Here is a 19292-nt window from a genome sequence, read left to right as displayed (position 1 = left end):
AACTCGTTGTGTTTACCATCGATTTGGGAAGGAGCAGGATGTGTTGAGATTTTCAGTGCGTGCCTGGGGACTGGTGGCTTTGGCGGGATTGCTGATGGTGACCGGCCGCAGTGATGCAGCCGAGAAGCAGTCTCCACCGAACATTGTGGTCTTCCTGGTGGACGACATGGGGATCATGGATACCTCCCTGCCGTTCCTGACCGATGAATCGGGGAAGCCGAAACGCTACCCGTTGAATGACTACTACCGCACACCCAATATGGAACGGCTGGCGGCACAGGGAATCCGCTTCAACCAGTTTTCCGCGATGAGCGTCTGCTCACCCTCGCGTGTCTCCATCATGACAGGGCAGACTTCGGCCCGGCACCACACGACGAACTGGATTCACTCCGGTGTCAATAACGTGACGAAGAATGGACCTCCGGACTGGAACTGGGAAGGACTGTCGCGCGAGGACCTGACTTTAGCCAAGCTGCTGCAGTCGAATGGTTTTCGCACCATTCATGTCGGCAAGGCCCACTTCGGGCCGGGCGAAGCGGGTGAACCTCAACAGATCGGGTTCGATGTCAATATTGCCGGTGGCGGCATGGGGCGCCCCGCCAGTTACCTGTCGGAGCAGCATTACGGCAACAAGCGGAAGGGGAAGAACAATAAACTCGATCCGAATGCCGTGCCCGGCATGGAGAAGTATTACGATTCCGGTCTGTTTCTGACGGAAGCCCTCACCCTGGAAGCGAACGCCCAGGTGGCCGATGCCGCACAGGCTCACAAGCCCTTTTTCCTGTACTTCTCTCACTACGCTGTCCATGGTCCGTTCAACGCCGACCCTCGCTTCATCGATCATTATCCCAAGCATCCGGAACTTCCCAACGCGGGGAACTTCGCAGCGCTGATTGAAGGAATGGACAAGTCACTGGGGGATCTGCTCGATCAGCTCGACAAGTCAGGGATCGCTGACAATACGCTGGTCTTCTTTCTCGGAGACAATGGCAGCGATGCCCCTCGCAACGATGAGCATGGTTACTCCAGTTCCGCACCGTTTCGGGGAAAGAAGGGGACCCACTACGAAGGGGGAATGAGGGTGCCGTTCATCGCCGCCTGGGCGAAGCGGAATCCTGCGAATCCGAACCAGCAGAAGCTCTCGATTCCGGCCGGGGCCATTCAAACCCAGATGGCCTCCGTGTGCGACCTCTTTCCGACAATCGCGGCAATCGCCGGAATCAAACCGGTCGAGAGTCAGGTCGTGGATGGCCGCAACATGTCAACTTTGCTGGAAGGAAAGCAGGATCCTTCTCATCCGCAGACATTCCTGATGCACTTCCCGCACCATCACCGTTCAACGCACTTCACCTCCTACCGTGACGGCAAGTGGAAGGTCATCTACCACTACTTTCCGAGCGAACTTTCGGAAGGGGGACACTATCAGTTGTATGACCTCGAAGCCGATCCCTGGGAAGAGAAGAATCTTGCGGCCTCACATCCCGCAGAGCTGCGCCGAATGATGCAGGCTCTGATCGCTGCTCTGGAGGAGGCCGGCGCTCAATATCCGGTGGATGCGGATTCCGGGCAGGCCATCAAGCCGCAGCTTCCCTGACTCCACGGCGGCAATGCCCGTCGCAATTACCGGGAGACATCACGATCGGTCGAAGAGGAAGCGAAGCCCCGCTTCCTCTTTTTGATTATTGGTGGTTGCTGAATGGTTCACAGGTCCGCTTAAGTCTCATCCGGGTGCGGACAGTGGCCAGCTGATTTCGGTCCGTCTTGAAACGCAACGGCAGAGGTGACATCCTGTCTGGTTGTTCGCCGCTGCGGACTTGCACTGGACATCACTCCTCGGTGTCATGTTTCCGAACGCGGTCATGATTTTGGAGAGTGACCTTTGGCGAGTATTCGATCGTCAATTGAGCGAACCCCGCCACCCAAAGTTGTGCACTTGATCAAGAGACAATGCGACATGGGGATGAGTCACCGCGACCTGCTCCCCAGGTCGAGCGATCGTGAATTTGAGAAAGAAAGAAGCTGCGGTGCGGAACCTCCCTGCGAGTCAACGACAATCCCAGTCTCCTCAGGCCTCCGTCTCACGGAGCTGGATCTGGTCCTTGTCCGTTGCTGTGATCATGCTGAGTCTGTTCCTGACAGCGCGTCCCGCACGCGCCGAACAGGAGAATCAGTCTCCCCGGATCGCGGCGATTGACGATCTGATTACGGAGGGGCTGCAGTTGGGGAAGATGCCGGGGGCGGTCGTGCTGATCGGGAAAGGAGATGAAATTCTCCATTTTCAGGCCTACGGCAATCGTCAGGTGTTGCCTGTCAAGGAAGCGATGACGCAGGACACCGTCTTCGATCTGGCATCGCTGACAAAGCCGCTGGCCACTGCAACCGCGGTGATGGTTCTCCTCGACCGTCAGCAACTTGATCCCGAACAACTGGTCTGCAAGTTCCTCCCGGAATTTGGAAATCAGGGAAAAGAACAGATCGCGGTGCATCACCTGCTGACACACACGTCCGGTCTGTTGGCGGACAATGCCCTGCGGGACTATCAGTCTGGACCTGAGGAGGCGTGGAAGAATATCTGCCAGCTCCCCTTGACCGCTCCTGTCGGGGAAAAATTCATCTACTCCGATGTCGGATTTATTGTTCTCGGCCGGCTTGTGGAAGCGATTGCGGGGAAACCGCTGAATGAGTTTGTAGCCGAGGAGGTCTACCGGCCGCTGCAGATGACTGAAACGGGTTACCTTCCCCGGGAAGAATTTCTTCCGCGGATAGCCCCGACCTCGGCGAGCCCCACCACGTCGCTAAGGGGTGTTGTCCACGACCCGCGTGCGCGACTCCTCGGCGGGGTCGCCGGACATGCCGGCCTCTTTTCCACCGCAGCGGACCTGAGCCGCTACGCACGAATGGTCCTCAAACAGGGAGAACTCGAAGGCCAACGTGTTCTTCAGCCACAAACTGTTCAGGCCATGCTCATGTCCCGTCCGGTCCCCGGCCCCGGAGTCCGCACCTGGGGTTGGGATCGGCAGACGGGCTATTCCGGCAACCGTGGAGACGGCATGAGCGATCAGGCTCTGGGCCACGGGGGATTCACGGGAACCGGGCTCTGGATCGATCCCGAGTTGCAGCTGTACGTTATTTTCCTCAGCAACCGGGTGCACCCTGACGGAAAGGGAAACGTCAATTCGCTGATTGGAAAAGTCGGAACCGCGGCGGTTCAGTCCCTGCCAGATCGCCGAAGCCTGGAGGATTTGCGGGGGGACTGAATAGTCGCTCAGGCTTTCACACAATCAAAGAGGATGGCGGGAGGGTGCCGGAGGAAATCGGCCCAGTGGGAGCTGTCGTCAATTCCATCAGGCGGGGGAGACAGCTCCGGCAGCAACACCGAGCAACTTCGAAAGCCGGCAGCTCGAAAGGCCTTTTCATACGCTGAGATCGGCAGGTAATAGTTTTCAATTTCGAGCGTGGAATCACCCACCGGAATCCGCCACCAGATCGGCGCTCCCTCGTGAACCCGCTCCGCCAATGCGATCTCGAATCCGTACGGCTGGTAATTGACTCGTGGCTCGAAGTGATACAAATCGGGATTCGTCGTAAATGTCACGAACCGGCCTCCGGGACGCAGCCAGCTGGCGACTCCCCGGCACATCTGGTTCAGCTCGGCACGATCGCGCGCGTAAACCAGCAGCCACGCAGAGACCGCGAGATCAAAATCCTGTGAGGAGACAACATCGCGGGCATCACCCACTCGGTATTCGATCCCCAGCTGCTGCCGGTCTTCCTGTGACTGCGCCAGCTGGATCATGCGCTTCGAGATATCGACCCCCAGAACCTCCCGAGCTCCCCCCTGCCGCAACTGACGGGTGATGTGTCCCTCGCCGCAGGCAATATCGACGACTTTCAATCCCTGCAGAGCGCCGATGCGGTTCATCAGAGAATAGCCTTCAATCCGCGATCGCCACGGCTGCTCCTTCGCCTGCTTGTACTGCTCGGCCGTTCGTCCCTGATTGTAGTCGGTGGTCATCGCGGCTCCGAAGTTGGTTATGGGATCTGGATTCTGAAGGGGAACATCGGCCGCCCGGACTGCTGGCCTGCCCGTGCACTCGATGAAATTTTTGTGGTCGCGAACAACGTGTTGAGCACCTGCTCCTCATTCCCGCCAGGCCGATTCGCGCTGGCGACGTGATGCTATCATCACCGGGGTAGACCTCTCCGGGGAATGTATTCAAAATGCTGCCACATGGAAAATGGCAGTCCGCGGCAGCCCTGCTTCGGATTGCGGAGTTCGCCAGTCGGGTCCGGAGGAATTGATGAATCACTCAGCCTGTCCAAGCTGCGGGAGCCGCGTGGCTCGACTCGTCGGATGGCGGCGCAGAATCCTGGTCGCTCTGGTGGTCAGCTGGCTTTTTGGGGGGAGCCTGCCCGTTGCGTCGCCGGCTGAGAAGCCGAATGTGCTTTACATTCTCTGCGATGATCTGGGCTACGGCGACGTGCAGGCGTTCAATCCGGAAGGCAAAATCCCGACGCCGAACATGAACCGGCTGGCGGCAGAAGGAATGAAGTTTACCGATGCGCATTCCGGGTCAGCGGTCTGCTCGCCGACACGCTACGGAATCATGACCGGCCGGTACAGCTGGAGGTCGAAGCTGCAATCCGGAGTGCTCGGTGGGCTGAGTCCGAGACTCATCGAGCCGGGTCGCCTGACCGTCGCCGACCTGCTCAAGTCGGCCGGGTACCACACGACATGCATCGGCAAATGGCATCTGGGAATGGACTGGACGGTTCTCCCTGGCAAGGAGATTTCCGAGCTGAGTATTGAAACACCCGAACAGGTGTGGAATGTGGACTACTCGCAGCCAATCAGCAATGGCCCCTGCAGCGTCGGCTTTGATGAATACTTTGGGATCAGTGCATCGCTGGACATGGTTCCCTATGTGTTCATCCACAACGATCGGCCGATCGAAACGCCGACGGAGAGCAAGAGTTTTCCGATGGTCCTGGGCCGCCCGAAGAGACAGACCCGCAAAGGTCCGGCGACGCCCGATTTCGAAGCGGTGGAAGTGCTGCCGACCCTGACCCGGAAGACGATCGACACCATTCGAGCCCGCGCCTCCGATGCCCAGAACGGCAAACCGTTCTTCATTTATCTTCCGTTCGCCTCACCGCACACGCCCGTGGTGCCGGCTAAGGAATGGCGGGGAAAAACCGGACTCACCCCCTACGCCGATTTTGTGGCTGCGACCGATCACAGCCTGGGGCAGATTTTAAGTGCTCTCGACCAGTGCGGACTGGCAGACAACACACTGGTTGTCTTGACCAGTGACAACGGATTCGCTCCCGCGGCACAAATGGATGAGTTGATTGCGAAAGGCCACCATCCCAGCTATCACTTCCGCGGGCACAAGGCAGATATTTACGAAGGGGGCCACCGAATCCCGTTCATCGTACGCTGGCCGGGGAAAGTCCGGGCCGGCAGTCAGTGCGACCAGATCGTCTGTCTGACCGATCTGATGGCCACTCTGGCCGAGATTCTGGAGATTGAGCTCCCTGCGGAAGCGGGGGTGGACAGCTACAGCCTGCTCCCATACCTCAGGGAAATGCCTTCCGATCGGCTTCGTCCGGCGATCGTTCATCATTCTGTTCGCGGCGCCTTTGCGATCCGCGAAGGAAACTGGAAGCTGGCCCTCTGTCCCGGTTCCGGCGGGTGGAGTGCTCCCCGGCCCGAACAGAACGATCAGGACCTCCCCCCCGTGCAGCTGTTTGATCTGAGCACCGACATCGGGGAAACGATCAATCTGCAGGAGGCCCATCCGGAGATTGTCGCGCGGTTGACTCAATTGCTGGAGAAATATGTCGCCGACGGTCGCAGCACTCCCGGTCTCCCCCAGGAGAACGCGGTTCCAGTCCGGATCAGAAAGTAAGAATCACCATCGAGTTCCCTGTGGCAGTTTCTGATGCCACCGGTTACGGTGTCGCCCTGACTCCAGCAGAAACAGTGATGGTTTGACCAACCTGTGGCGATCTCCGAGAGCTTTGTACTGACCACGCACTTCCTTTTCACTCTGATTCATCCGGCTCCAGTCCATGACGTTTAGCATGACGCCCGAGGATTCGTCAGAAAGTCTTGACGGCAAAGACCTGTTTTCTCCCCCCTGGTATTTCCGCAATGGGCATGTCCAGACGATTGCCAGCCGGTATCTGTATTCGCCGTTTATAAAGCGTCGCCTGCGGGCATCAACGGTCTCAACCACAGGCGAGGTTCTGCTCGATGATGGGGACCGTCTGATCTATCAGGATGACACCCCCCGTGACTGGCAATCGGCTGATCGGGTGTCCCTACTGTTGCACGGCCTGGGGGGAACGCATGCCAGCCCCTATATGTCTCGCGTGGCCCGACTTCTGAACCGATATTCCGTGAGAACATTCCGGCTCGACTGGCGGGGCTGCGGCGCCGGCGGAGGACTCGCACGCTATCCCTATCACAGTGGACGCTCGGCCGATCTGGCTGCGGCGATTGCCGAAATTCACCGCCAGTGCCCCGGTTCCCCTCTGTCTGTCATCGGCTTTTCACTCGGGGGAAATGTCACGCTCAAGCTGCTGGGGGAACACCAGGACCAGGCCGAACAGGTGCCAAATGTCGATCGCGCGGTGGCGGTCTGCCCTCCCATCGATCTGAACTTCACCGTCACCTCCATGCAGAAGGGATTAGCCCGGCTTTACGACCGGTATTTCTGCCGCAGCTGCACCCGCGACGTCGACAGCCGCAAGCAGCAACGGCCCGATGCGATTATCCCCGAGAGCTGGTTCGTTCAACGGCCCCGAACCCTGTACGAGTTTGACGACACGTTCACCGCACCTGTCTGTGGCTTCCAGTCGGCTGCCGACTATTACGCCCGTTCCAGTGCGAAGCAGTTTCTGACTTCGATTCGAACACCCACTCTCATCATTGCCGCACAGGACGATCCGCTGATTCCGTTCGAGCAGTTTCGAACGGAATATTCATCCACCACGAAGCTGCTGGCTCCTCGTCACGGCGGCCATCTCGGCTTCTGTATGCCCGGTGGGATGGGGTGGCTCGACCGGCAAATCGCGAACTGGGTGACGAACTCCCTTTCGTCATAATTGGACGTTCTTCAAGCCGCCGCTGTGTCGTGCGTTCTGCCTGTCTGTGCCTGCGAAACTTGTTTTCCACGCGACACCAGGCACCGCTGCGCCCGCCCCGTGCGGGCAGATCAAATGCTGGATCGCGGTAGATAAAGGATTTTTCAGGTCCGCCTCAGGAGCGTTTCACCTTCCCAGTCGATGATGTCGGGAGTGTTCCGAAATCAGCCAGACTCAGGGGAGGAAACCGATGACCAGTTTCGCAATTGCGATGCAGTTCACCGCGATGACGACAGCTGCCATCCTCCTGGCAGCGTGTCTCATTTCCGCGATTAAACTTCGATTCGTCCGACAGCAACCGTCGCCGGAACTCGAAAAGCCGAGTTCTCCGATTCATCGATTTCAGCGAGCGACCTCCGCGTCTCACACCTGCTGTGCCGGCCTTCGTCCCCGAGTGCTGCCGCCACGGAGATAAGAACGACTCCAGGCTGGCGGCGTTCCCGCAGGTCACGGAGCGGGGCAAATACCGGTTCTGCGTGCTGGACCCGCCCATTCCTGCACCCCAATTTCCGTTCCACTTCTCTGCAGCAGACGCCGGAACGGGAGATTCTCTATGATCTCGCTGAGGCGGGAGCAGAGTGACCGTCCCAGTGCCGCATGGCGAGGACAGGTCACGCAGAAATCAGAATGCTCTCGATTGCAGTTCCGAGAGGTTCCGGTGCGGTTCTAAGGACATGACAACGCCGACGCAAGAGCGCATTCTTTTTGTCACGGGCCGCCTGGCGGAGGGGCTAGTGCGGCAAGTGGTCGCAGCCACCTCTGACACACTGGGCATCCATGCCGAAGTGCAGGTCGTCGGAATTTCCGTAAGCGCCCTGATGCACGTGCGCTGGCTGCGCAGCAAACTGACGATCGACCGCGCCTATGATCGCGTGCTCCTGCCCGGGTGGTGTCAGGGGGACCTCGGCGAGCTGGACCAGCAGTTTGGCATCCCGTTTGAGAGAGGCCCCAAAGACATCCTCGATCTACCGCAGTACTTTGGATTGCAGCGGCGGCAACCGGTTGACCTGACTACCTACGACATTCAGATTCTGGCAGAAATAAATCACACCCCCCAGCTCAGCAGTCGGGAAATTCTGGAAGTCGCACGCAGCTATGCCCGCGACGGTGCCGATCTCATTGATGTGGGCTGCATTCCGGGTCTGTCGTGGCCTCAGATCGGCGACACGGTGAGAATGCTTCGTGACGAAGGCCTGCGCGTCTCCGTAGACAGTTTTGACCGCAGGGAAGTTGAAGAGGCTGTTGCAGCCGGCGCGGAGATGGTTCTCAGCTGCAATCAGAGTAACGTGCACTGGGCAGCCGACCTCGATGCGGAGTTCGTCGTCATTCCCGATGATCCTGCCCTCCTTGATCCAATGTTTGTGACCGCTGCTCAACTCGCCGAGCAGCGGCGCTGCTGCTGGCTTGATCCCATACTCGAGCCGATCGGCTTTCGGTTTGCAGAATCTCTCGCCCGATATTTCGAAACCCGCCGCAAAGCGCCGACAGCAGCCATGATGATGGGCATCGGCAATCTGACCGAAATGACAGAAGTGGATAGTGCGGGCCTGAACTTTCTGCTGGCGGCCATCTGCCAGGAACTTGAAATTCACAGCGTATTGACGACGCAGGTGATCAACTGGGCCAGAACATCTGTCGCCGAGTTTGACCGGGCTCGTCGGATGGTGAAATACGCCATCGAGCAATGCAGCGTCCCCAAGCGGCTCAGCCAGGAACTGGTCATACTCCGTGACCCCAACGTTCCGATTGTCGGCCAGCAGTTCCTCAGCGATCTCGCACGACAATTGAAAGATCCCAATTACCGGATCTTCGTGGAGCGGGGCGAAATTCACGTCATGAACCGCGACGGCTACTGGCGCGGGACCGATGCGTTCGAACTGTTCGATGCCTTCCATCGTGACGGCAGTCTCGATATCGAGCATGCGTTCTACCTGGGCTACGAACTCTCAAAGGCGGTCACTGCACTGACTCTGGGGAAACACTATACGCAGGATCAAAGCCTGCGCTGGGGATTTCTCACGGTGCCAGAACAGAGTGCGCACGAGCGTCGACGACGGACTCAAGCCGTAGGAGAGGAGTCATGACCGCGCTGCCCCTCATCCAGGAACTTTCCTCGACGCTCACCGTCCCCGCCGCGCTGGTCGCGTTTCAGCATTGGCCGGGGCTGGTGCTCTTCGACAGTGCACGCCCGTCGGGAAGACTTGGCAGATATTCCTTCCTGAGTGCCGATCCCTCGGCGTCCATCACGATCGATGAGCCGGTCTTCGGTGACGATCCCTTTGCCGCAATCCGTCAGCTTCTCGAACCCACTCGACGCGAAAGCGTCCCCGACCTTCCTCCCTTTCAGGGGGGCGCGGCGGGCCTGCTCAGCTACGAGTGTGGTCAGTTCTTTGAGCGCCTGCCGGTCCCTCGCTGCGATGAATTCCGGATTCCCGCCGTTACGGTCGGAATTTACGACTGGGTGCTGGCCTGGGACCATCTCCAAGGACGCTGCTGGTTGATCGCCCAGGGGTTCCCGGAATCAACACCGACGCTGCAGCGGGCCCACGCGCGTGACCGGCTCCAGTCTGTCCAGAGAAGCCTGAGTGCCCCGTCTCCTTCAGTACTTGCCGAATCCACCGCATATCCTTTGGTGACTTTCCAGTCGCCGCAATTTTCTCTGGATGGCAATCCGACCGTTACCAGCAACTTCAGCCGCGCAGGGTATCTGGCAGCGGTCAGACAGGTGATTGAATACATCTACGCCGGAGATATCTTTCAGGCGAATCTCTCGCAGCGTCTGCTCGCTCGTGCGACGCTCAGCCCGCTTCAGCAATACCTGCAATTAAGGAGTGAAAATCCCGCTCCGTTCGGTGGGTACTTTGCGCGGGAAGACTGGGCCGTTCTCTCATCATCACCTGAACGTTTTCTGCAGTTGCGTGAGAATGAAGTCATCACCCGACCGATCAAAGGGACCCGTCGTCGTCGTCGCACGCCGGAAGCAGACCTGTTCACCCGCGATGAACTCCGTGAAAGTGAGAAGGACCGCGCTGAGAATGTGATGATTGTCGACCTGATGCGAAACGACCTTTCGCGGGTCTGTCGCGCGGGGAGTGTCCGCGTTCCCGAACTCTGCGTGATTGAGAGCTATGAAACGGTGACGCACCTGGTTTCAGAAGTGCGGGGGCAGCTGCAGCCCGAGGCAACGTTCTGGGACTTGTTGCGGGCCACCTTTCCCGGTGGGTCCATTACAGGGGCTCCGAAAATCCGGGCGATGGAAATTATCACTGAACTGGAGCAGGTCGCCCGGGGAGCGTACTGCGGGAGCCTGTTTTACCACGGATTCGACGGGACTGCCGACAGCAGCATTCTGATTCGAACCATGACGCAGCGTGGAGGCTGGCTCGCCTTTCCGGCGGGGGGAGGCATCGTCGCCCAGTCGCAACCGGCCGATGAATACCTTGAGACCCTGCACAAGGCACGTGGTCTGTTGCAGGCGATTCGATGACTCCCGTCGGTCGCGGTTCTTCCTCCCATCACCAAGGGGCCGTTCAGCTGATGAACCGGAACTGACACCACGGCGAAGCAGAAGAAGGCCTGATTCAGATGGGGGAGCGGATGATGAGCTTGAACTTCTCCAGATCCTGGAGCGTCGCCAGATCCGGGTCCTTCTGCATATGCCCAAAGTCGTCGAACCCTAGTTCCACGGCCAGCTGCAGTTTCTCAATCGCCCGTTCCTCCAGTTTCCGAATGTCCTGATCCCGTTCGGCCGACTGGGGAAGGTTCTTCAACGTCTCGATGGCCCGGCCATACACACAAGCGGTGTTGTACAGGTAGATAAAGTTCTTGGCGTACGCCTCGTGATGCTTATCGACAATCTCGACAGCTCTTTTCCACTCGCCAGACATCGCCCACACGATCGCAATCCCAGTGAGTGACTCAGGATCTTCCGGGTCCAGTTCAAGGGCCCGGCTGAAGTCCTGTCTGGCACTCTCAAGCTCTTGAAGATGCAGGTGGGCACTTCCTCGACGTGAATACGCGGTGAGGAGGTTGGCATCGATCTCCAGTGCCAGCGAATACGCGTTGACGCCCCGCAGCCATTGTTCGTCACGCGAATGATGATCACCGATCTGCACGTAGGTCCAGCCGGGGGACTGCTTCATCCAGATGTCGATTCCGAGACGAGCGACTCCTACTCGAAACTCGTCGTTTGCCTCCGCCGCCCGTTCACGCAACTTCCGTAACAGCTTCAACGTGCTGGTTGTTCCCATTTCGCCGAGTGTCCGGCAAAGTCGGTCGTATTCCTCGGCGTCTGCGCGTTCGCAGAGCGTCTCGATCAGTTTCAGTGACTGCGGATTCCGGCTGTGGCGAAGAATTTCGAGCGCTGACTGCCTGACGGCCGGCTCCTCGGATTTAACGGCCCGGGCGGCGAGATCCATCTGCATTTCAGGCGACAAAGACCCCGCCAGGGCGGTGATGGCTGCCTGTTCTTCGGGTTCAAATCTGTCGAACTGCGACAGAAGTTTCTGCAGATCAGCGTCGCTCCCGACATCGCCCAGGACATTGATCATCTGCGGACGGAGGGGATGCGGCTTCTTCAGCAACTCAAGCAGCAGCGGCGCTGCCCGTGGCTCGCGCAAGTCGTGAATCAGATACAGCACGGGAGGACTGACTTCGCCTTTTTGAAGTCGCTCCAGCGCATAATGCACCGCCGCCTGCTGCTCGGACTTCTGCGGCCGATCCACAAGAATTTCAAAGGCGGTCTCACGCACTTTTTCGTTGGGATCTTTCAGCGCGCGGACACAGACGTCGCGAAGTTGCGAGTGGCCCACCACGTTTAATGCCGAGAGAGCGATGCACCGCACGTCCGCATTCGGATCGGTGACCCGCTGGATCAGATAATCGTCCCACGCCGGGTGATAGTACCGCACCATCTGGCTGATGATCCGATCCGCCGGAAGGCCAATCCGCTGCGAGCGAAGAACTCCGAGCACTGCTTCACGCGAGTCAGGAGACCCCGAACTCAGCAGGGACCGCAGGGCGGTTTCCTGCACCGAAGTGGCGGGGTCTTCGAGCAGTTTCTGCAGTCGTTCCGTGGATGCGGGATCGGACTGCCTGCCCAGCGCCAGAATCGCCTCTTCGCGCAGAGTCTCATTTTGACCGCCATTGAGGATTTCCAGGATCAATGGCAGGATCTCACGTCCCAGACGTCGGCTCCCCGCACGAATGAGAGCAGGTTGCAGTACCGGATCCCCATTGCGCAGTTCGTGCAGGAGGGCTCGCCGATCAATGACCTGCAAGAGGTCGGAGAGCAGGTCGGCGGCAGCGAGTTCTGATTTGGGAAAAATATCCTTGTTGAACTCCTCATGCTCGATTGCTTCCTGATTGAGCTCCGGCAGTTGTGAGAGCACGATCCGACGCATCGCCGGAAGGACGGACATTCGCTGGAAGATGGGATTCGTCCGACCATCGACGGTTGTCGAATGCAGCAGCCAGCCGAGTAGCTGATCGTCACAAGCCGGGGCTCCGGGCGCCCATTCGACAACTGCTCGATGTGTTCCGGCGGCGTAAACTTCATTGAGTTGATTCGCGAGATAATCAATATTGATCGTATTCAATTCTCCTCGAATCGTGAGTAACGCCGCAGCCTGATGAGGACCAATTCGGCGGACGGTCAGCCCCAGGCGATCATTGAACTGCGAGTTGAGATCCAACTCTGCCACGGAATTATCTTCGAAGACGAACCGGACCCGCATTTGAGGGACGGGAGGATTCACCTCGAGGTCGAGAAACATCACCCCGAGTGTCCGCGTCTCACCCGGTGCGATCTCAGCGGCCTCGGTGAAATAGGGAAAGGCTGCGCCTGGAGATCGGGAATTGAAAGGAAGCGGTGTAAAGCCGCGCCGACGCGACTCCATCGCATATGTCTTGCCGCCTGCTGCCAGGGTGATGCCGGTAGGACGCAACTTCAGGGGACGATCTGTTCCGTTTCCGACAACGACCAGTGCCTGGAGGTACTGCAGCCCGGTTTCCGAAAAAGCATTACTGGTGCCGATGAACGCTTTTTCCGTCCACAGCACGATCGGCTGCTCAGACGTCTGGGCCAGTCCGGAATTCGCCGTCCGCTCTGCTTCCCGCTGGATGGTCTGCTTCAGCTCGGCCAGGGACCGGGGGGCAGCTTTCGATTTGGCGGCACAACACGAGTCCGGTGCGCACGTGCTGAATGCCCAAAGAAGCAGGAGCTGGAACATGAACCGCGATGGACGGCCGGTTGCGAGCGAAAACATGCCGGTTTGCATTCCCCGATTCACACGGTACGGAAATTGGACATCTTCGATCTTAACACCGTGGTGGAAGATCGGTTAGTGAAAAACCGGCAACTCGTCGGTCGTGAGGATCGCATCCGATCGATCAGACCCGTTCCCTGTCCCTGGTGGTGCTGCCTTCGCTCAGCATGCGGAAGGATACACCCGGCGGAATCGACAGCTGGCCAGTTCGGGCGTAGAACGTTCGGCAGAGGTCTTCGGGAATTCGATCGAACCTCGCTTGGGCGAGCACCTGGTTGAGCTTGTCATCAAAGACCTGCCCCGGCCGCTGGAGAGACTGGCCGTGGGCATCCAGAACTCCTGTTGCCGTGCCTCTTCCCGCTTCCCCAACCCCATTCCGGTCCCTCCCTGAGGCGTTCAAACCACTTCCGCCCGCAGCCGATCAGAGGTGTCAAACACCGGAGAGAAATTCAACGGGCTGCTAGGGCTGACTGTTCTCAGGAGAACAATCATGATTCATCGACATGGCAAAACAACGATCCACCAGAACGATTCAATGTCAGTATTTTACGTGGAAGATATTTAAGCGCGGCTCCGTCTTTTACACGGATGGACGGAGTGGAACCCGAAATCTCGGTAAACACAGTCTGAATGCCAAAACGGAAGAGGACGCCTACCAGAACCTGCAACGTCTGGACCAGGCGAAAGCTCGGGAAGTCGGGCTGATCGAGGAGGCAATGGTCGCGGTTCCGGCACAAGCCCCAGAACCCATCACAATCGAAGAAGGCCGCGAAAAGTTTCTGGAACACTCCAACCGTCCACCCGGACTCGGCGGCGTCAGCCGCAATACGAACAAGAAGTACATGTCCGTCAAAGACAAGCACATCGCCTTCTGCGAGAACTTGGGAATCCGGACCTGGCAGGACTTCAACAAGAAACAGGCGGAGAACTACGGCCGCTGGCTGGAGAAGAACAACTACGCACCGCGGACGTTTTACTTCGAGCTGATGCTACTCGTTTCCATCGTGAAGTGGCTCATTGGCGAATATCTTCTCGATGCCAAATTCCGGTTCCATCTCAAGCTCGCCAAGCCTGAAGAAACAGAGACTTACTGTGACGAGTTTGCAGAGGTCCAGCGAATGCTGGAACGCTGCCAGACAACGATGGCCGGGCGATGGATTCGTCCGATCCTCACGACCTTGGCTTGCACTGGCGTGCGGATTGGTGAACTGATCTCCCTGCGCTGGGAAGACATCGGCTTCGCTGCTAAGGCAATTCATGTCGTGGACAATCGGCTCAGCAACCACAAGCAGAAAGCGAGGACGGTCCGCACGACGAAAGGAAAGAGAAGCCGGCTTGTGCCTCTCGCCACTAAACTCGAAGAAGTGTTGCGGGGACTCGCTCGCCATCCCGACGGCTTCGTGTTTCGCGGCGCCAAGGGAGGGAAACTCCGGGACCGCAAGGTCCTGGCCATCTTCATCCGCGCAATCCGGAATCCCCTGAAGAAGGAGTTTCCGGTCCCGGTTGGGGAGATCGGGTTCCAGAACGGCACGATCCACTCGTCCCGGCATTACTTTGTGAGTAAGTCATTCCGGAAGGGGGGCCACCGAGGTCGAAGTCATGGACTGGGTCGGCCACAAGGATTCGGAAATGGTCGATCACTACCGGCACCTGCGACCCGCCGACAACCTGTAGCGGATGCAATCGATCAATTTCGTTTGAGGCGGCAGAGTGTCGTCTCAATTTTCACTGAACCGGAGGTGCCGCGAGAAAGTCGGCAGAGGGAGAATCAGCGACAGATCGAACGCGTTTGGTCCCAGTGTTTTCCCACTCACTGAGACAAAAAAGAAAACGCCTTCCGCAAGTCGTTCCCAGACGGGGGCTTGTGGAAGGCGAATGTATTACAAGCGGAGAGGGGGGGATTCGAACCCCCGGTACCGTTTCCGGTACACCGGTTTTCGAGACCGGCACATTCGGCCGCTCTGTCACCTCTCCGGTCGCATGAATCATGCGGTTAGCGATCACTTACCTGCGTCGGCAGTACTTGGTGTAAACACCTCGCGTACCACCTAAGTGCGCAAATGTGCACTAAAGTTGCCCCGTCCGGTGGTTCAGACCGGGAAGGGACGGCACCGACTAAATCCTTGTCTGGAGTCGATGTCATGGTGGCAGAGTCTAGCCAAAAATCCCGTTCTCGCAAACCAGTTTGGAGATCGAAGAAGACATCGCCGGAATTCTCATTGCCCCCTCATAATTGAAGGAAGTGGATGAGAAAGATTCGGGGGAAGATTCACGACTTCTGGCGTTGGGGGAAGCGAGTGGACGGCAGGCTTGTTCAGGGCGAGAGGGACGGCAGGCGAAGAGGCCCTCAGGTTCCAAAGGCTCAGGAAGATGACCTGTGTGCCGGGCGAATTTCTCTCGCCGTCAGTCCCAGTGTGATAAACGTGGGAGACCCGTGTGGAAAATTCCTGAATGCCAAGCGTCGAATGATTGATTCGGGAGAACTCAACTGACATCGTTCGGCGAACTCAAGGGGACCACCGATCGCATCGTGGAGAGGTTCGCGGCGGGTCGGCGGATGAATGAGATCGCGCGAGTCCAATCTGTCTTCAGATTCGGATTGCTTGACGGACTGAGGAAGTAGCCAGCGCTGTCTGGCAGCCAGTTTGAAAAGCCGGGAAAAATGTACTGCGGAAGCATCGGAGAGGCGCGGGCTCGCAGATGTTTGAAGCTAAAGAAATGTTGCGAATCATAGCAGCGCTCGAAGGGAAGCCTGTGGCCGTAGCCGGGAGCATCAATCCGCTTAGCAGTAAAACAACCCCCGTTCTGCGGGCACTGGTTCTAATTACTGCAAAGTGCCCTTTCGGGCAGGCGGACATCTCGAGCTCGTCTGTTGGAGTCATGCTCGCCACGAAACACTTCATCACCCATCCTTTTGCAGCAGTTCCCGCGGTCTTCAGCACCGTGATGCAGAACATTATGGGGAGCTTACTGGCCACATTGTGGCGCCGTCGCCCGGGAGGGAGGGATTGACAACCGGCATTTCATTTCAGGGTCCCATCAAGGAGATGTCCATTGAGGAATGGATCCCGGAAAGCAACGTGTCATGTATCCGTCTCGTGAATAAGCAACCGTGGCGCATTCGCAGGGACGCCCGAACATTGATTACTGGAAGTGCGATCGCACCGCTGAATTTCATGGGGACGCAGGCTGCCAGGGAAACGGCGCTGTTGGTACCGCGACTCCGTGCCCAGCGGGAGGCGGCCGATCCCAACACAACGATTCAGCTGCGAGATGAAGGGCACTTATCACCCGTCGATGATGGCGAAGTCGGTCACCATCTCCCTCGACACAGGTGCGTTTGCAGAAATTCGGGCCTGTTGCCCTGAGCGAATCAATCCTGCGTATGTCCGGCAATCCGTAGCATCAGCGGCACTCTGGGCTCACTTTCCCGACGAAGGGACGTAAGAGGTGGAGATGGATGGGATCAGGGTAGTGGACCGGTCAGGAGATGGCCGGGAAGACTTGGCTGATTGGCTGCCAAACCGGCGCTCAATTCCTTTTAGGAAGTTGCCGATGGTGATGAGGGACTCGCTGGCGGCACGACCATAATGCTGCTCGACAAATCGCTGCGAATCCGATGATGCAGAGCGTCGGGCGGCAGCGCGCGGATGACCTGCTCCACCTCTCCCTGTCCTTCGTGAACCAGTCCGATATGCACCACTGGTTCCCCCGGAGACGTGACCGGAAGTGTGGTCATCCCGAGTACTACGCCCCCCTGTGGGGCTGTGAGCACCTCACCGGTCTGGCCCGTCAGACTGGTGGTCGTCGCCAACGGGTCGCCACGACGAACAAAGTCGCCGGGAGCGACATGAAACTTCAGGAAGCCTGCGGTATCGGAACGGACCCAGAGCGTCTCCTGAATCACGGTTCGGAACGGCGGCTGCGAGGGAACTCCCTGAATCATGCCGAAGTGCATCAGCACGTTGCGAATCCCGCGCAGGGCGTATTCAATCACCAGGGCTTCCGCCTTCCAGACTTCACCAGCTTCCAGAATAAACGTGGGGCAACCTGCGTCGCAGGCGGAGCGCCGCAAACAGCCGGTCGGACCTTTCTCGTTGACGATCAATTCGCAGCCGAACACTTCGGCGAGAGTCTGGATCTCCGGATGGGAAAGATCCCCTCGGGTATTTGGGAAATTGGTACGGCGGACAGCGGCGGTGTGGAGGTCGATGCCGTAGTCAGAGCGTTCCACAATCTCATCCAGAATCAGCCGCGCGAGTCGAGCCGCCAGGCTCCCCTTGGAGCTGCCGGGAAACGAACGGTTCAGATCGCGTCGATCCGGCAAATACCGGGAGTGCCGCTCGAAGCCGAGGACGTTGACGACCGGGACCAGAATCAGACTGCCCGCCTCGAGCTGCAGTGAGGGGTCGAGAATCAGTTCGCGAATTGCGCCCGCCCCGTTGATTTCATCTCCATGCACAGCCGCCGTGACGAAAACGGTCGGGCCTTCCCGGAGGCCGCGTCGGACATGCAGGGGAATGAGAATATGCTGGCCGCTGTAGCTGGCGCTCATATCCAGCGCCAGGTCGCGTGATTCACCGGGGCCGATGGTTTCGCCATTCCACTCCGCGACAGTCCGTTTTTTCTCTCGAAACTTCATCATGAGGGAATCGGCAGAATCCGGGCACGGGCCCCTTTCAAGGCCGTCAAAATCAAAGAACTGTCACGGCCCGAGTCAGTGCTGGACGCCGCAAAATGAGGAAGCGCTTTCACACGTTTTAGTCCTTCTGCCCCTCGCGTGCGAGCCCTGCACGAGAGTTTCAACTCGAATCCCGGGTGACTGCCTGCCAGAAGTGCAATGCAACCGCCTCCTTTCAGCGCTGGGGACGAATCGATTGTCCGGCGCAGCGTGCGGCAAACCAGCGGGGGATCACGCGCGGACCGTGGGACAGCAGGCTGTTTTTCAGCCCGTCCACGATCAGGCTGCGCTTGCGGTCGAGTCCACGAAGAGCGGTTGAGACAACCTGTTGGACGGTCCGCGGCTTGCCAAGTGCAGCCCGTTGAGCCTTGGCGCGATCGAAAAGTTCTGTGGTCGTCGTGCCGGGACAGAGCCCCAACACACAGACGTTCCGGTCGCGGCATTCTTCCCAGAGGGCGACAGAAAACGAAATCACGAAGGCCTTGGTGGCCGCGTAAACCGCCAGAAAGGGGATCGGCTGGAATCCGGCGATTGAAGCGACGTTGATCACTCCCCCGGACTGACGTTCGAGCATTCCGGGGAGAAAGGCGTGGGTCAGCCCCACGAGAGCGGCCGTATTGACCATGATCTGCGCATGGTCCTGTGCAGCAGGAATGGATTCAAAGGGGCCATACGTCATGAAGCCAGCGTTGTTCACCAGCAGATCCACCTGCAGGCCCAGCGCCGTCACGGCGGCTGCGATCTCGGTGGGGGCCGATTCACGGCTGAGATCACTGGGAATGACGTGCACCGTCACTCCGGAATTGGCAGCGAGACTTTGGGCCAGTGCGTCCAGTGCCGACTGATTGCGGGCGACGAGAATGAGGTTCATGCCGCGTGAAGACAGCTCACGGGCGAACTCCGCTCCGATCCCGGTAGAGGCCCCGGTGATTAATGCCGTCCGGCCACGATAGGAAAACATATCGAACTCGCTCCGCTGAATTCAGCTGCTCGGGACAACCGAGTCGGGACTCTCAGCGATCCCGACAAACCGACCAGATTTATAACTGCATTCGGTGAACGCCGACAGATGAATGTGCCGCAGTCTGTCAGCGGAGATTGAACGCTTCCGGCAGTCTGTTGTCGGACTGAATCAGACTTGAAAAAGAGCCCGACGACCCTGTCCGCTGTGGAACGGGGTCGTCGGGCGACTT

11 protein-coding genes and 1 tRNA gene are annotated in these 19292 nt (G+C 58.6%); 7 read left to right on the top strand and 5 right to left on the bottom strand.

Annotated elements, in window-relative coordinates:
• The first annotated feature begins 40 nt into the window (after nt 1–40).
• Both SH664x_RS09075 and SH664x_RS09070 read left to right on the top strand, forming a co-directional pair.
• Nucleotides 41–1594, top strand: a complete 1554-nt coding sequence (locus SH664x_RS09075) for a sulfatase (RefSeq protein WP_437206846.1) — start codon at nt 41–43, stop codon at nt 1592–1594.
• A gap of 505 nt (nt 1595–2099) precedes the next feature.
• Nucleotides 2100–3257, top strand: a complete 1158-nt coding sequence (locus SH664x_RS09070; protein ID WP_437206844.1) for a serine hydrolase domain-containing protein — start codon at nt 2100–2102, stop codon at nt 3255–3257.
• Between the two features lie 8 nt (nt 3258–3265).
• On the opposite strand, the gene SH664x_RS09065 is transcribed toward SH664x_RS09070, so the two are convergent.
• Entirely contained in the window at nt 3266–4015 is a 750-nt protein-coding gene (locus tag SH664x_RS09065) for a class I SAM-dependent methyltransferase (RefSeq protein ID WP_437206842.1), read from the bottom strand.
• A gap of 322 nt (nt 4016–4337) precedes the next feature.
• On the opposite strand from SH664x_RS09065, the gene SH664x_RS09060 reads away from it, so the two are divergent.
• The 4 genes from SH664x_RS09060 to pabB all read left to right on the top strand — a co-directional run bounded on the left by SH664x_RS09060 (nt 4338) and on the right by pabB (nt 10639).
• Complete coding sequence (locus tag SH664x_RS09060; RefSeq protein WP_437206840.1) at nt 4338–5912, top strand: sulfatase family protein; 1575 nt, start codon at nt 4338–4340, stop codon at nt 5910–5912.
• Between the two features lie 175 nt (nt 5913–6087).
• Nucleotides 6088–7113 carry a YheT family hydrolase gene (locus SH664x_RS09055; protein ID WP_437206839.1) on the top strand — a complete coding sequence of 342 codons (1026 nt, stop codon included), beginning with the start codon at nt 6088–6090 and terminating at the stop codon, nt 7111–7113.
• Between the two features lie 713 nt (nt 7114–7826).
• The gene (locus SH664x_RS09050; RefSeq protein ID WP_437206837.1) at nt 7827–9236 is read left to right on the top strand and encodes a DUF6513 domain-containing protein; all 1410 of its coding nucleotides are present in this window, start codon (nt 7827–7829) and stop codon (nt 9234–9236) included.
• Nucleotides 9233–10639, top strand: a complete 1407-nt coding sequence (pabB, locus tag SH664x_RS09045) for an aminodeoxychorismate synthase component I (RefSeq protein WP_437206835.1) — start codon at nt 9233–9235, stop codon at nt 10637–10639. Before SH664x_RS09050 ends, pabB begins: the two co-directional genes overlap by 4 nt.
• A 94-nt stretch (nt 10640–10733) precedes the next feature.
• On the opposite strand, the gene SH664x_RS09040 is transcribed toward pabB, so the two are convergent.
• Nucleotides 10734–13418, bottom strand: coding sequence for a HEAT repeat domain-containing protein (locus tag SH664x_RS09040; protein ID WP_437206834.1), 2685 nt, complete (start codon nt 13416–13418; stop codon nt 10734–10736).
• A 503-nt stretch (nt 13419–13921) separates the two neighbouring features.
• Here SH664x_RS09040 and SH664x_RS09035 point away from each other — a divergent pair.
• On the top strand, nt 13922–15235 hold the full coding sequence (locus SH664x_RS09035) for a tyrosine-type recombinase/integrase (protein ID WP_437206832.1): 1314 nt from the start codon (nt 13922–13924) through the stop codon (nt 15233–15235).
• Between the two features lie 70 nt (nt 15236–15305).
• Here SH664x_RS09035 and SH664x_RS09030 read toward each other — a convergent pair.
• From SH664x_RS09030 to SH664x_RS09020, 3 genes are all read right to left on the bottom strand, one after another.
• Nucleotides 15306–15392: transfer RNA gene (locus tag SH664x_RS09030), tRNA-Ser, on the bottom strand.
• Nucleotides 15393–16959: 1567 nt separating this feature from the next.
• Nucleotides 16960–18063, bottom strand: a complete 1104-nt coding sequence (locus SH664x_RS09025; protein WP_437206831.1) for a succinylglutamate desuccinylase/aspartoacylase family protein — start codon at nt 18061–18063, stop codon at nt 16960–16962.
• Between the two features lie 211 nt (nt 18064–18274).
• Nucleotides 18275–19060, bottom strand: coding sequence for an SDR family NAD(P)-dependent oxidoreductase (locus SH664x_RS09020; protein ID WP_437206829.1), 786 nt, complete (start codon nt 19058–19060; stop codon nt 18275–18277).
• Nucleotides 19061–19292 lie beyond the last annotated feature (232 nt).

The organism is Planctomicrobium aquicomposti (genome assembly GCF_051466325.1).
Taxonomy (GTDB): domain Bacteria; phylum Planctomycetota; class Planctomycetia; order Planctomycetales; family Planctomycetaceae; genus Planctomicrobium.
The sequence above is the reverse complement of the archived record's forward strand: the minus strand, read 5'-3'. Positions and strand labels throughout refer to the sequence as shown.

What these genes read in the sequence shown, in the direction of transcription:
- SH664x_RS09040 (WP_437206834.1), bottom strand. Translation starts at nt 13,418, where the DNA reads ATGTTTTCGCTCGCAACCGGCCGTCCATCGCGGTTCATGTTCCAGCTC.
- SH664x_RS09065 (WP_437206842.1), bottom strand. Translation starts at nt 4,015, where the DNA reads ATGACCACCGACTACAATCAGGGACGAACGGCCGAGCAGTACAAGCAG.
- SH664x_RS09020 (WP_437206829.1), bottom strand. Translation starts at nt 19,060, where the DNA reads ATGTTTTCCTATCGTGGCCGGACGGCATTAATCACCGGGGCCTCTACC.
- SH664x_RS09025 (WP_437206831.1), bottom strand. Translation starts at nt 18,063, where the DNA reads ATGATGAAGTTTCGAGAGAAAAAACGGACTGTCGCGGAGTGGAATGGC.
- SH664x_RS09035 (WP_437206832.1), top strand. Translation starts at nt 13,922, where the DNA reads ATGGCAAAACAACGATCCACCAGAACGATTCAATGTCAGTATTTTACG.
- pabB (WP_437206835.1), top strand. Translation starts at nt 9,233, where the DNA reads ATGACCGCGCTGCCCCTCATCCAGGAACTTTCCTCGACGCTCACCGTC.
- SH664x_RS09055 (WP_437206839.1), top strand. Translation starts at nt 6,088, where the DNA reads ATGACGCCCGAGGATTCGTCAGAAAGTCTTGACGGCAAAGACCTGTTT.
- SH664x_RS09050 (WP_437206837.1), top strand. Translation starts at nt 7,827, where the DNA reads ATGACAACGCCGACGCAAGAGCGCATTCTTTTTGTCACGGGCCGCCTG.